The organism is Candidatus Hydrogenedentota bacterium, from assembly GCA_018005585.1.
In the GTDB taxonomy this organism is placed as follows: Bacteria; Hydrogenedentota; Hydrogenedentia; order Hydrogenedentales; family JAGMZX01; genus JAGMZX01.
Genome location: JAGMZX010000059.1, coordinates 18,187 through 31,378, shown reverse-complemented (window position 1 = coordinate 31,378; position 13,192 = coordinate 18,187). Strand labels below are relative to the sequence as shown.

Here is a 13,192-nt window from a genome sequence, read left to right as displayed (position 1 = left end):
CCGGAGGCTTGCACAACGCCTGGAAGTCCCAGGGCATCGGCCCGGGTTCGGCGGCGCAGACGGAAACGCAAGCGGAGAGCAAGGCAGCAAGAAGAATGCGGCGGTGACACATGAGACGAGACCTCCTCCGCCGGGATCATACGGGACAAGCGCGGTGCATTGGAAACCGGGAGGTATGGAAACCGGCCGGGCCGCCGTGCGGCGAGAAAAACGAACGATGTCCCCGCGGCCCTTGAAAGAGCGTTGTCTCGCCCCTGGCGCGTTTCCGCGCCCCTCATCACAGCTTTACGAGCTGGCGCTGGGCCACAACAAAAGCCTTATAGCACAAGCACTTACATAAATCCTGCCGAACAGTCCCCCTCAAAGTCCCCCTCAAAGTCCCCCTCAGAGTCCCCCTCAGAGTCCCCCCTTTGTTCCCCCGATACGGAAAAAGTCGCGCCCATTGAATCCCCCTCGAAGCCGGATACCCTCGCGGTCCTGGCGGCGGCGATCGCCGGTCTGGCCCCCGAGGCGCGGGCGCGGCTTGCAGACCTGCTCACGAATAAAGGGGGTGGCCAGTGAACCCCTTCAACGACCAGGCGACCGGCCCGGCCCTGCTCGTGCGCAAGGACGGCGCACCCTTCGAAGAGAACCGGAAACTACGCGGCGGTCGGAAACAGGCGGCGCTGGACGGGGCGGACCGGCCCGGCGCTGGCGCGGCCCCGGCGGAAAAGCGCCGACCAGGGCGACGCGGACGTAGGAAGACATGGCGGCGGGGCGGGCGACATCAAAGCGAACAACGCCCGGCGCTGGGCCGGGTGTAAACAGGAAAGGGAACATCATGAAATTCGAGAAGGTGAGAGACGCGGAACACTATCGGCGGATGTTTTCACGCGGCGACCCGACCGTAGGCGCAAGCCTGGCGGCGCGGGCGCTGTGCGCGGCGCATCCCGGCGCGGACCGCGAGAACGCGACGCGGTATTTTCTGAAACGGCATCCGCAGGGCGTGCCCGCGGTCGAGGTGTTGCGGCTGATGAACTGTGCGCCGTCCAGACTGCCGGAAGGGGTGTGCCATGAATAAACACACAATCAACGGGCTGATACCGCAGGGGTTCGCCCTGGCGCACGATGCGCCGCTGAATCACCCGATCAATCCGGTGGGCCGCGGCGGTTCGCTTGTCCAATGTGAGGCGACCGGCATCTATTGCTTGCTAGTCGGCGGCGCCGTGATGAGCGTGCCGCAACGGTGGGCGCGGGAAATGGCAAGAGGGCAACGTTTAACGGTTGCCGTGTTCGCTGAACATTGCCCGGCCGCGGGCTTGGTCTGTCACGACGTGGACCGCATCGAGAGCGGCTCATGGGACGTGGTCACATACGAAGGAACGCGAGCACAATTGCTCGGGCACGCGGACCGGCTGGATGCCCTGGCGCGGACCGCGGGCGCGGGGCGTGATGTGTTCCTTCGGCGGTGCGCACAGTCTATCCGCGAGGCGGCAGGATGAGCGCCGGGCGCGAAAGGCACGGGTCCTTCCCCGCAGGGGGGTGGGCCATCGGGAACCCTTGTAGGGTGAAGTTTTTCTCCAAATAGTGCGCGAAACTCGGAGAACGGAAGGGCCGTTCCCCGTTCCTCAAAAGGAGGCAAGTTATGGGTAAGCCGAACGAGAGTTTTCGGGAAGTTGAGATGTTGAAGAACTTGAGTCAACAGGCCGCGGCTTGGTCTTTGGGGGTGACGGCACGTACACTTCGGGATCACCCGGAAATCCCGCGGACCGCGGAGGGGGGGTATGATATCCGTGATCTCGCGAAGTGGGCTGTGCAACATGGGCCGCGGGATGCGGTCGCCTTCGATGATGAGCTGTATGAACGCATCGTCACTTTGGCCGAGGCGATGCTGCGCGATCTCGGGCCGCACCTGTGGCAATTGGTCGCGTTACTCGACAACGTGGAAGACGATCACGGGCCGGACGGCGTGCTGTCCGCGTTGTCGCTCATGCGTGACGCTTGGGGGGAGATACCAGGCCCCGAACTGGAGGCAATGCGGGACGTGCCGGAAAGCATCGAAGACATAATCGAGATGGGGCGTGAAGTGCTTCGGCGGCGACAGGCTGAAAAGGCTCATGATGTCTTGCGCGTCATGACACGGTGTCAGGAGTGCGGCGCGGTCCGGCGGGGGCGGCGGTGGGTCAAAGAGGCGAAGACACCCGCGCTTTGGACTGACATGCTGACGCTGTGCCCGCAGTGCGACCGCATGGCCGCGAGAAAAGACAAGGCTGTAAAATAGCTCACATACGGGTAGTCCCGCGACGGCGGGGCGAATGGTCCGGCCGGGCGGTGCTGCGCCTTCCCTGCAACCCCCGGCCCGGACCGGCCCGAACAAAGGAAGGCAGCATGAACAAACCTTCAGTCATTCCACTTGAAGAGCAGACGCGGTTGTTACAGGCGGCGGGGGAGCTGGCTGAACGGTGCGAGCGGATCGGCGCGGCGGTATGGACGGCCCAGGCGGCGAAGGACGCGGCGAACCGAACAAGGCGCACGTGCTACTTGACGGCGGGGGAACTTTTCGCGGCGCTGGAAGGGGCGCGGCAGGACATCAACGCGGCGCGGCGCCTGGCGGCGGCGCTGGACATCGGGCCACCCATCGAGCTTGAAATCAGCGGCGGGCGCGTGCGCGGGGGCACGCTGCGGCGCTGGGGCGGAGATGCCCAGGACCTGGGGCGGCTCGAAGACCCGGCCGGGCGAATTGCACAAGCGATGCGGGGGTGGGTCGAGGGCCTGGCGAAGCGGCCGCAGGTGATTGAGATGACGGACGGGCGGCGGCTGTGGATTCCGGCGTCAGAACGACTCGACCTAATGTCAGGGTTGCCGGATGGCGCCGTTGCGGAAGCGGTTTCGCAATACGAGGGCATCACGGGGCGGCGGTTATGCGCAGGGGCGAATCCGCGGGCGTTTGCGATGGCGGCGCAAGAATGGGGTAAGCGAGCAAAGACGGAGGGCTTCCCGTGGGATCGGTTCGCGGCGGATTTCGAGCGGCGGTATCCCGGGGTTTTCGAGGGGGAAGAGGAAACGAAGGGCAACGCAAGCGGTGAGGACAAGGTCCGGGCCACGGCGCAACCGAAGAGGCAGCCGCAAGCGTTTGCGGGGGCGAAGTCCGGGGAACTGGAAATCACTATCAGGGGTGACGGGTTTTCGATTCGGCGGCAGGGCGACGGCGGCAAGGACGTGCGTATCGCATGGGCAAAACTCAACCTGAACGCGGGGCATGCGTTGCTGCGGCTCATGGCTGAGCTTGTGCAACCAAAGACCGTCCTTGCCGAGGGAATCTCGAAGGCGACTGTGTCGCGGTTCAATGCGCGGTTTCAAGAAGCAACGGGCGTTGTAGACTTGCTGTTGAAGTTCAGAGGGCCGACGGTCACGACAGACGCGCAATTTCTTCGCCCGCGGCCACGGGGAAAATAAGTTTCACGGGTTTCACTGAAACTGTCGTTCTTGTCAATCCCTGCCATGTGTTTCTTGCCGTGTTTTCAGTATGCCTGTCTGTTGGCGGTTTCATTTCGGTTTCATTGCGGGGAAGGGTGAAGGGCTTCAAGTGAAACCGAAAGGAGACCTAAAATGCATGCGGACCTTCCCAGTGAGTTGTTGAATGTTCAGGGTGTTGCGGTCATGTTGGCCCTATCGCCGCGGTCAATTTACAGGCTCGCGGACGCAGGAACCTTGCCCAGGCCGCTGAAAATCGGCGGCGCGGTGCGCTGGCGGCGAAAATCCATTATCGAGTTTCTGGACGCGGCCGAAGGCAAGCAGCGGGCGGTTGAGGCTCGGCGATGAACGACCAAGGCGGCGTGGCGATGCGTAATGCGGCCCTCGCAGAAATCGAGGTTGCGCGGGCGGAGGAACTGCTCGCGGCAAGGCGGGTCTTCTTGCAGAGACTTCTCGAAGAAGGGCGGCCGCTGCCGGTTGAAGTTGTCAGAGACCAAGGCACGCCGGTTCGACCAGGCACGCTTGGCGGCGTGCCTGGCCCGCTTGCGAAGGCCGGCATCATCAGCCTAAGCGGTTTCAGCAGGGCGCTGACGCCGTCGCGGCGCGGGGCCTGGGTGGCGCTGTGGCGGCTCGAAGACGCAGAGGCGGCGCGGGGGTGGTTACGCGAGAATCCGGACCCGCGGCCAAAGCAAGGGGAGCTTTTCGAGGGCTTGGAAAGGGGGCCTCATGGCACGGCCGGGGCTTGATGAAAACCGCAAGTTTCGCCTGCTCGTGGGAATGCTGAAGATGCCACGGCCGCACGTGCGCGGGCACCTCGAAATGATGTGGGACTCGTGTAACCAGGATGGAAACCCGGTCTTCGAGAATGCCGACTTCGTGGAAGCTGCTGCGGAGTGGGGCGGCGGCAAGGGCGCCTGGGCGGACGCCCTGGTCACGTGCGGTTTCCTTGACCGCGATGGTGAGCGGTTCATCATTCATGACTTCGCCGAGAACGCGCCGGAGTACGTGCGGGCGAGGTGGCGCAAGCAACAGGAACGGAAGCGAAAGGCTACGATGTCACGTGACAGTCACGTGACTGTCACGCCGATGTCACACACTCCCGCACCCGCTCCCGCTCCCGCACCCGCACCCGAAGAAGATCTCGGCCGAAGACCGAAGAAACCGGTGAACGGCCGCGGCGGCCGCCCGGACTGCGTTTCGGCGGTTCTTCAAAATGTCGGCTTGGGTGATTCTGGAGACTACCGCGAGCAGACCTTGAAGCGGCTCCAGGCGGTGACGGGGGACGATGCGGAATATCAGCACTGGTGGGCTATCGCCTTCGATGCCTTGGGCGCAGCGGGACGCGATGAGTTTGAGCGTTGGCTGCGCTATGCCGAAGACTGCGCTAACCCTGTGACGCGGCGGGCTAAAGATCTCGGGGCGCTTGAAGCGCCAGGGCGGTTTCTGTGCAAGAAGATCCTTGAGTGGGCAAGAAAAAACGGCGTTCGACTTCCGGCGCTGCCGAAAGCGGCGGCGGCCGGGCGTGGTGATTGATGCGGCTCGATCGGCGAGTTGCGAAACGAAAGGACGAAAGGACATCACATGAAGACTGAAGTAATGGGGCCGAACTTGGCGCGGGCGACGATTGAGAAGTTTGACCGCCTGGTGAGGGAAGCGGCGATGGACTACGGACTCGACGGAACGGCGGCTTGGCGGAAGGTCTGCCGGGAAAACCCCGAGCTTCGAGAGCGATACGTGGAGGCGCGGGCGGTTTTGGCGGGCTACGTTCAAGCGCCGGAGATGGACACATCGACGGCTGCGAAGGTCGTCAAAGAGTGGAATTCCACCGTGGCGCTTGTGCGGCGTGAACACCAGCTTAGCGAAGACGCGGCGTTCCGGCGGTGTTGCCATGAGTTTCCGGGGCTTCGGGCTGATTTCGTTGCGGCGTTCAATGTGCTGCACAGGGAGGGCAAGTCATGAGGAGGAAAAACGAGGCGGCGGCGCCGGTGCCTGCGGAACCTGCGGCGAAGAGTGCGCTGGCGGTGGTCGATGAACACGCGGCATGCGAGAGCGCCGCGGATGCCGAAGGCATGGCCGCAGCATGGGCGATGTATCGCGAAATTCTCGAGCGCGAAATAGACCGCGAGTACCGGCCGGAAGACGGCCCGACGCTTGTTGAAATTATGAAGGACCTCGGCATCGACCGGCGGCAAGTTGAAAAAGACCTGGCAACGCTGACCGTCGTGCGGGAACACCTCGTGGCGGCGGCGGACCCCAAGGTGAAGCGCGAAGCAGCGGCCGCGGCGCGGACGAGGTGGAAGCGGTTCTTGAAGGAGAACGAGGAACTGTGCAGAACCACGCGGCGTGAAGTTGATGCAGTTGTCGCCGCTGATGAGCAGGCCTTCTACGCCCGAGAGCGGTTGAAGGTGTTGAAGCGGGAACACCCGGAGCTGCTCGCGGCGGTTGACATTCCCGAATGACGGGCCTCCGGCGGGCGTCCACTGCGTCCGCCTTCGCGTGCTGGCGTGCTTGCGGTCCGAACCCGCAAAGCGCGCCAAACGGGGCGGCTCGTAGAATTCACACGGCCTGGAATGCCCTACAAGCGCGGACCGGCGGCCGGGTCGATGTTGGATATGACCGGAAATCGGGACTTGACAACGGCGATGAAAAAGTGTAGGAAAAGGAACATGACAAAGCAAAAACGGATCACGAAGGGCAGCATGACGGATTTGCTGCGGCAAGAAATACTTGATTCACCGTCATTCCTGGGTGTGGAGCGCGAGACGGGAGTGATTCGTCAAACGCTTATGGATTTCGCCAGGGGTAAGGCATCGATGCGGCTTGACAAAGCGGATGTTCTCGCGGCGTATTTCGGCATCGAGTGCCGGATTGTGCGGCGTAAGAAGGGCCGGTCATGAGCAGAATTTTCAGAAAGCGGCGGCCTGTTCCCGTTGGGGCTGTCATCATCTCGAAGCATCGGCAGCGTGTCGCGCAGTGGACGGATGCTCGCGGGCGAAAGCACGAAGCGGAAGTTGTCGTTGTCAGGCGCGACGGCAAGGACTGCGAGATGGTGGAATTGGGGGTTTGGTCGATGCGTTACCGGGACGCGGCCGGCATCGTGCGGGAACGGTCTACGGGATGCCGGACCAGGGAAGGCGCGCTGCGCGTTCTCGCGGATGTCGAGGCGAGGGGCGAGAGGGTGCGTGCGGGGGTCTTGTCGGCCGATGATGCGCATATCGCGGAACACGCGGGGGCGGGCATTGAACAGCATATGGCGGACTACCTCGAAAACTTGCGGAACCGCGGCTGCTGCCTAAAGCACGTTAAGGAACGCGGCCGCACGCTGGCGCGTGTCGTGCGGGAGTGTCGCTTCAACCGGCTTCGTGACCTGGATGGTGTCGTGTTCGCCCGGTGGCTTGCGGCTCGTGCTGCGGATGGTATGGGTGCGCGGACAAGGAACACGCACCGGGCGGCAGTCAATGCCTTCGGGAACTGGCTTGCGGCGGAGCGGCGCATCGTTGCGAACCCCTTTGAGCGTGTCGAGGCGGCAAACGAGCGCGTGGACCGGCGGCGGACCCGGCGCGTGCTGACTGTGGCGGAGGTGGACCGGCTGTGCGAGGCGGCGCGGACGCGGCCCTTGCGGGCCGCGGGGGGGTTGATTCCCGCCAGACGGCAACATCTTACAAACATGGGTGAACAGCGGGCGCTGCTTTATCGGTTGCTGGTTTCCACCGGGCTGCGCTATGGCGAAGCGCGTTCGCTGCGCTGTTCTCAGATTGTTCTTGATGTGGACCCGCCGCACATCGTGTTGAAGGCGCAGCACGAGAAGGCCCGCAGGGGCGCACGGCTGCCCCTGCCTGCGGCTCTGGTGGATGAACTGGCATTGCACATCGCCCGGCGCACGTCGCACGTTGTGGGGCGTCCTGGCGCGTTTAATGTGGTGTCCTTCGAAACGCCCGGCGAGGACCCGCCGCTATTTGACCTGCCGACTACCCTAACGCACGTGTTTACTCTCGATGTGAAGGCGGCCGGAATACCGAAGCGCGATGCGCAGGGGCGCACCGTGGACGTTCACTCATTACGGCATACGTTTTGCACTTGGCTTGCAAAGTCGGGCGTGTCCATCCAGATTGCGCAGCGGCTCATGCGGCACAGTGACCCGAAGCTGACCACGCAATTCTACACCCATCTAGACCTGGGGGACCTGGCCGCGGGCGTGGCGGCGCTGCCGTCCGTTGGTGAACGAGTGAACCAGGTTGCGGCCCAAAGTGGGGGGGATAAAGTCCCCCTCAAAGTCCCCCTCATGGACGGCAAAACATGCCTTTCAGGGCACGGTTTGACACAATCGCGGCCGCATAACGAGAATAGCGGCTGTTTACCTTCCTGTGATCAGAAAGCGCCGCATTTACGGGAAAATAAAGGACTTTCTGATGGATCTGCGGGGGAAAAAGCTTCGCGGGTGTCTATATCAGTTAGCCCCAAGACTACAGCTTTACGAGCTGGCGCAGCCCCTCGATCTCGTGTTCGTTCAGATAGCGCCACTCGCCGGGGCGCAACCCCTTGTCCTGGATATTGCCGAAGGCGACCCGATGCAGCGTCTTCACCGGGTGGCCCGCGGCGGCGCACATGCGCTTGACTTCGCGTTTGCGCCCTTCGTGCAGATGCAGGCGCAGCAGCGTGGTCTCCTGGCCGGAACTGAGGATGACGGCCCGCGCAGGTGCGGAGATACCGTCGTCGAGGCGCACGCCTTTCTCGAGCGACAAGGCGGTCTGCGGCGTCACGCACCCGTACACCCACGCCAGATACACCTTCTCGACTTCGAAGCGGGGGTGGGTCAGCCGGAACGCGAGTTCGCCGTCGTTGGTCAGCAGGAGCACGCCCTCGACGTCCATGTCGAGGCGGCCCACGGGAAATACCCGCGCGCGCACACCCGTAACGCAATCGAGCACCGTTGGCCGGTCGTGCGTGTCTTTCGCGGTCGTCACCGTGCCTTCGGGCTTGTTCAGCACGATGTAGATCTTGTCGTTCGGGCGCACGGGCCGGCCATCGACGCTCACGGCATCCTGTGCGGGGTCCACGTCCTGCGCGATGACCGCGGCGGCGCCGTTGACGGTCACGCGTCCGGCTGCAATGAGTTTCTCCGCGGCGCGGCGCGACGCGATGCCGCATTCGGCGAGGTATTTCTGCAGACGCGGCATACAGTCAGGCCATTTCCTGCAGTTCTTCGAGCGACGGGAGTTCCCGGAGGTTCTTCAAGCCGAAATGGACGAGGAACTCGTCTGTCGTGCGGTACAGCTTGGGCCGGCCGGGCAATTCGGCGATACCGGCGACCTTGATGAGCCGGCGTTCGAGCAGTTGATCGAATGCGTGCGCCACGCTCACGCCGCGGATAGCCTCCACCTCGGCGCGGGTCACCGGCTGCTTGTAGACGATGACGGCCAGCGTTTCGAGGAGCACACGCGACAGGCGCTTGCTCTTGCGAATTTGGAACAAGCGGCGGATATACGGGCCGTAAGGCGGCTTGCTGATGAGCTGGTAGCCGCCCGCGATCTCATTCAGCGTGTAGGGCAAGTCCTCACGGCTGTTGATTTCCTCGCGCAGTTCTTCGAGGAGATTGGCGACGATATCCGGGTCCGTGTCGCCGAGCGCCTCGGCGAGACGGCCCACGCTGAGCGGCCGGTCGCTCGAGAAGAGCATGGCGTAGACCGTCTGGCGGGACTCTTCGCGCCCGAGCGATTCGACCGGTTCAAGTTCTTCTGCTGTATCCTGAATATCTTCCGGCATGATGTTTAGATCGTCTTCCCGACGAGCTCGATTAATGCCTTGAGTTCGCGCATCAGTTCCGCGAAACGGTCCGGCTTCAGCGACTGTTCCCCGTCCGACACGGCGTCTTCCGGCCTCGGGTGCACTTCAATCATGAGGCCGTCCGCGCCTGCGGCCACCGCCGCCTTCGCCATGGGCGGCACGAGGTCCCAGTGTCCCGCCGCATGGCTCGGGTCGATGACCACCGGCAGGTGCGTGTACCGCTTCAATACGGGCACCGCCTGGATGTCCAGCGTGTTCCGTGTTTCCGTCTCGAACGTGCGAATACCACGTTCACACAGGACCACGTTCGGGTTCCCTTCCGACACGATGTATTCCGCGGACATGAGCAGTTCGTTGATCGTCGCCGCGATGCCGCGCTTCAGGAACACGGGCTTCTTCGACTTGCCCACCGCCTTCAGGAGCCCGTAGTTCTGCATGTTGCGCGCGCCGATTTGGATCGCGTCCGCGCGTTCTTCCACGGCCGCCAACTGCTCGATTGTCATTACCTCCGTGACCACCGGCATCCCGTTCATCCTGCCCGCTTCTTCCAGCAACACCAGGCCTTTTTCCTCGAGTCCCTGGAAGCTGTAGGGCGATGTGCGCGGCTTGTACGCGCCGCCGCGCAATACATGCGCGCCCGCTTCCTTGACCGCTTTCGCCGTCTCCAGGATCTGTTCCCGCGACTCGACCGCGCAGGGACCCGCAAACACGCAGAAATGACCGCCGCCGATCTTCACCGGACCGATGTGAATGATTGAGTCCTCATGCCGGACCTCGCGGCCCGCGAGTTTGAACGGCTTGAGGATCGGCACCACGCGCTCGACGTGCGGCAACGCTTCCAGCGTCTGGAGCCGGTGCTTGCCCCGCTCGTCGCCGACCGCGGCAATCACCGTGCGCTCGACGCCCACGATAATATGAGCCCTGTAGCCGAGTTCCTCGACCTTGCTGACTACATGGTCGACGTCCTCTTTGTTGCGGGACGCCATCACGATGATCATGGAATGAACAGCCTCCGTGAATTGCGTGCGACAAGGGACAAGAGCGTTGATAATACTGCCTGAACCCGGCGCAAAGCAAGGAAAACGAAGCCATACGCCCCGGGTCCCATTCCACGGAACGGGAAGGCCTTGGGGAAGGGGGGCGTCACGACGAAACGGTCCGGCGCCCCGGGCGCAACGCGTTCGCCGGGGCGCCGCCGGACCTCCGGTTATTCGCCGGCTCAGTGCTTGCCGGGGTCCAAAGGCACGCCCCGGCGCTCGTAAGTAACGTACGCTTCCAGCGCAATCATCTTCGCATCATTCACATCCAGCGCTTTCCCTTCCAGCGGGTGTTGCAGGCACCAGTTGATCATGTCGCGAATGCCGGCGACCTTGCCCAGCTGCTGCTGGAACTTGGGGTAGGTCTCCGGGTGTGTGTTCGCCGCATTCGGGTGGCACTGGGCGCAGGCGACGCCATTGGCGCCCAGTGTCCCGCTGGTCCAGAGTTCGCGGCCCGTATTCACGACGGACATGAATTCGCCCTGCCAGCGGTCCAGGTCTTCCTGCGTGAATTTATCCGCGCGCGTAACGGATACGTAGCTTCCGATGGCTACGACCAGCGATACCGCGACCAGCGTCGTGGCGACAACTCGTTTGCTCATGTTTTGTTCCTTCTTAGAAGTGAATTTGCGGGGGAATCTGGTGTTCCGGGACCTGATACACGGTGTCTTCCGGCTGGCCCGTCTCCCGATGGAACGCGACCGTCCGGTCCGTATTGTTGGGCAGCCGGTAATGCATCGCCACCCGGCCCGTGTCCACGCCGATGAACTGCCAGCCGGTGGCGTCGCGTTCGAAGAAGGGGTCAGCGCGGTTCATCGGCACGGTCAGTTTGGGCAGATGACTTTCGGCCTGAGCGTAGCTCTGGGGGTACGGCCATGGCCACGCCGTAGCCATGACGGCGTGAAACGCGATGTTCCCGACCTGGTTGTACTGGATCTGATGCACGTGGCCGTAGACCACGGTGACGGTCTGGAACGGGCTCAGCAGGGCCTGGATATCCTCGGCGTCCTCGGTCCAGAAGTTCCATCCTTTGTAGATCTTCTGAATGGGTGAGTGCGAGAACAGGACGACGGGCGTGTCGGGCTGCACCTTCTTGAGGTCTTTCGCGAGCCATTTTCGCTGTTTCTCGCCCACCATGAAGGGGGACCCGTTCGGATTGTCAAGGCCGGCCATTTCGAGCATGCGCTGCTCGGGCGTGGGCCAACGGTGGTGCGTCCAGTCGTCGTAGGTCAGGATGCTGTTGAGCACGACAAAGTGGACACCCTTGTGGTCCCAGCTGTAATACTGCGGCCCGAAGAGTTCCGACCAGTACTCGCCGAGGTCGAGGTAGTAATCATGCTCGCCCATGACGCAGTGCACTTTGTAGTCGAGCTTGGCGAGCATCTCCGCGCCGTGGTCCAGTTCCTCCTTCTTGGCGAGCTGGGCGAGGTCGCCGCCGAACACCACAAAATCCGGCTTGGGCGTGAGGAGGTTGGCCTCGGCGACCGCGCGGATCAAGCCGCGGTCCCAATTGTGCACAAACTTGGAGCCCGCAATCTGCTGGATGTGCGCGTCCGAGATATACGCGAACGTAAAGTTCTGCCGCGGGTCGGCGAATGCCATTTCAACGCTGGTCAACGGCAGCAGGCTCGCCGTGGCGAGCGCTCCCGCTTTCTTGAGAAAAGAGCGACGGGGCAACGTGGTCTGGCTCATGGCTGTTTCTCCTTCTGGGTATCGCCGGCCGCCTGGGCGAGCGCGGCGAATTCGGGGCTCGTGAGCGCCTCCATGAACGCCACGAGGTCGTCAATCTGCGCATCGCTCAGGTTCAGCGGGCGGATGCCGCCGCTGAGAAAGTCGTTTACGGGGTTGCCGGCCTGCGTGACGCCGCCGTTGTTGTAATGCACGACCACGTCCCGGAGGGTTGCCAGGCTGCCGTCGTGCATGTAGGGCGCGGTCAAGGCCACGTTGCGCAAGGTGGGTGTTCTGAACGAGCCGATGTCTTCCAGGGACCTCGAAATCGCTAAACGGCCCAGTTCGGACGTGCGCTTGTCGGTGAGCACCTGCACGTCCACTTCCGATGCAGTAACTTCGGCTTCGAGGAAGGCCGTCACTAGCACGGGCGCCTCATCCTGGATGTCGTTGATGCCGACCCCGATATTGTGGAAGCGGTTGTCGGTGAACAGGGCTTGGGTCTGCTCGATCACGTGGCACGAGACGCAGCGGCCCTGGTTGACGAACAGGTCAAACCCGCGTTGCTGCTGTTCCGTGAGCGCGGTCTCGTCGCCGCCGTAGTACCAGCGGTCGAACGGCGAATTGCCGGCGACCTGGGTCCGCTCGAATGCCGCAATGGCCTGCGTCACCTCGAGCATTGTGATTGCTTCGCCTTCCTTCCCGAACACGGCTTTGAACGCCTTCGCGTACGCCTTGTCCCCGCGGACGATATCCAATATAGGCTGATGGTCGTTGAGTCCCATTTCGACCGGATTCACGAAGGGGTGCAAAGCCTGGTCCTCGAGCGTCGGCGACCGGCCGTCCCAGAACTGGGTCTCCAGGTATGCCGCATTGATTACGGTGGGCGCGTTTCGCGTTCCCGTAAGCTTGTTGATCCCTTCCGAGACACGCAGCGGACTGTCGGTGAACGCCTTCTCCGCGACGTGGCAAGTGGCGCAGCTCACCTCACCCGTGGAGCTGAAACGAGTGTCGTGGAAAAGCTTGTCGCCAAGGGCAATCTTCGCCGGCGATTGGGGGTTCTCATCTGGAAAGGCAAGCGCGGGCAGTCCCAGCGGCGCGGGGGCCGCCTGTGCCTGGCAGGTGTTCGCGGTCAGGCAGCAACCCGCCGCGAAGACAAGAAGCGGGCACAACAGGGCAGTCTTCATGGTGTTCCCTCCGTTTGCGCTCCTGTTACGAAGAGCGAGAATCAAAATAACACGGGCCGCGCC

General features: G+C 63.1%; 16 protein-coding genes. 10 read left to right on the top strand and 6 right to left on the bottom strand.

Annotated features, from left to right (window positions below; translation table 11 throughout):
* The first annotated feature begins 820 nt into the window (after positions 1 to 820).
* The 10 genes from KA184_11815 to KA184_11770 all read left to right on the top strand — a co-directional run bounded on the left by KA184_11815 (position 821) and on the right by KA184_11770 (position 6,350).
* Positions 821 to 1,060: a hypothetical protein gene (locus KA184_11815; GenBank protein MBP8130255.1), complete on the top strand. Its 240-nt coding sequence runs from the start codon at positions 821 to 823 to the stop codon at positions 1,058 to 1,060.
* Positions 1,053 to 1,481 (top strand): hypothetical protein, encoded by a 429-nt coding sequence (locus KA184_11810; GenBank protein MBP8130254.1) that lies wholly within the window; start codon positions 1,053 to 1,055, stop codon positions 1,479 to 1,481. The genes KA184_11815 and KA184_11810 overlap by 8 nt, the downstream gene beginning before the upstream one ends.
* A gap of 143 nt (positions 1,482 to 1,624) precedes the next feature.
* On the top strand, positions 1,625 to 2,260 hold the full coding sequence (locus KA184_11805; protein ID MBP8130253.1) for a hypothetical protein: 636 nt from the start codon (positions 1,625 to 1,627) through the stop codon (positions 2,258 to 2,260).
* 107 nt (positions 2,261 to 2,367) lie between these two features.
* Positions 2,368 to 3,435: a hypothetical protein gene (locus KA184_11800; GenBank protein MBP8130252.1), complete on the top strand. Its 1,068-nt coding sequence runs from the start codon at positions 2,368 to 2,370 to the stop codon at positions 3,433 to 3,435.
* 153 nt (positions 3,436 to 3,588) lie between these two features.
* Positions 3,589 to 3,801, top strand: a complete 213-nt coding sequence (locus KA184_11795) for a helix-turn-helix domain-containing protein (GenBank protein MBP8130251.1) — start codon at positions 3,589 to 3,591, stop codon at positions 3,799 to 3,801.
* Positions 3,798 to 4,199, top strand: coding sequence for a hypothetical protein (locus tag KA184_11790; protein ID MBP8130250.1), 402 nt, complete (start codon positions 3,798 to 3,800; stop codon positions 4,197 to 4,199). Before KA184_11795 ends, KA184_11790 begins: the two co-directional genes overlap by 4 nt.
* Positions 4,180 to 4,986, top strand: coding sequence for a hypothetical protein (locus KA184_11785; protein ID MBP8130249.1), 807 nt, complete (start codon positions 4,180 to 4,182; stop codon positions 4,984 to 4,986). The genes KA184_11790 and KA184_11785 overlap by 20 nt, the downstream gene beginning before the upstream one ends.
* 48 nt (positions 4,987 to 5,034) lie before the next feature.
* Positions 5,035 to 5,412: a hypothetical protein gene (locus KA184_11780; GenBank protein MBP8130248.1), complete on the top strand. Its 378-nt coding sequence runs from the start codon at positions 5,035 to 5,037 to the stop codon at positions 5,410 to 5,412.
* A complete protein-coding gene (locus KA184_11775; protein MBP8130247.1) occupies positions 5,409 to 5,912 on the top strand; it encodes a hypothetical protein in 504 nt (167 codons plus the stop codon). The genes KA184_11780 and KA184_11775 overlap by 4 nt, the downstream gene beginning before the upstream one ends.
* Before the next feature lie 207 nt (positions 5,913 to 6,119).
* The gene (locus KA184_11770; GenBank protein ID MBP8130246.1) at positions 6,120 to 6,350 is read left to right on the top strand and encodes a hypothetical protein; all 231 of its coding nucleotides are present in this window, start codon (positions 6,120 to 6,122) and stop codon (positions 6,348 to 6,350) included.
* Positions 6,351 to 7,916: 1,566 nt separating this feature from the next.
* Here the strand turns inward: KA184_11770 and KA184_11765 are convergent.
* From KA184_11765 to KA184_11740, 6 genes are all read right to left on the bottom strand, one after another.
* Positions 7,917 to 8,630 (bottom strand): rRNA pseudouridine synthase, encoded by a 714-nt coding sequence (locus KA184_11765; GenBank protein ID MBP8130245.1) that lies wholly within the window; start codon positions 8,628 to 8,630, stop codon positions 7,917 to 7,919.
* A 4-nt stretch (positions 8,631 to 8,634) separates the two neighbouring features.
* Positions 8,635 to 9,216: an SMC-Scp complex subunit ScpB gene (scpB, locus tag KA184_11760; protein ID MBP8130244.1), complete on the bottom strand. Its 582-nt coding sequence runs from the start codon at positions 9,214 to 9,216 to the stop codon at positions 8,635 to 8,637.
* A gap of 5 nt (positions 9,217 to 9,221) precedes the next feature.
* The gene (aroF, locus tag KA184_11755; GenBank protein ID MBP8130243.1) at positions 9,222 to 10,235 is read right to left on the bottom strand and encodes a 3-deoxy-7-phosphoheptulonate synthase; all 1,014 of its coding nucleotides are present in this window, start codon (positions 10,233 to 10,235) and stop codon (positions 9,222 to 9,224) included.
* A 221-nt stretch (positions 10,236 to 10,456) separates the two neighbouring features.
* Positions 10,457 to 10,876 carry a cytochrome C gene (locus KA184_11750; protein ID MBP8130242.1) on the bottom strand — a complete coding sequence of 140 codons (420 nt, stop codon included), beginning with the start codon at positions 10,874 to 10,876 and terminating at the stop codon, positions 10,457 to 10,459.
* Positions 10,877 to 10,889: 13 nt separating this feature from the next.
* Positions 10,890 to 11,966 (bottom strand): metallophosphoesterase, encoded by a 1,077-nt coding sequence (locus KA184_11745; GenBank protein MBP8130241.1) that lies wholly within the window; start codon positions 11,964 to 11,966, stop codon positions 10,890 to 10,892.
* A complete protein-coding gene (locus KA184_11740; protein ID MBP8130240.1) occupies positions 11,963 to 13,129 on the bottom strand; it encodes a cytochrome-c peroxidase in 1,167 nt (388 codons plus the stop codon). Before KA184_11740 ends, KA184_11745 begins: the two co-directional genes overlap by 4 nt.
* Between the last annotated feature and the right edge of the window lie 63 nt (positions 13,130 to 13,192).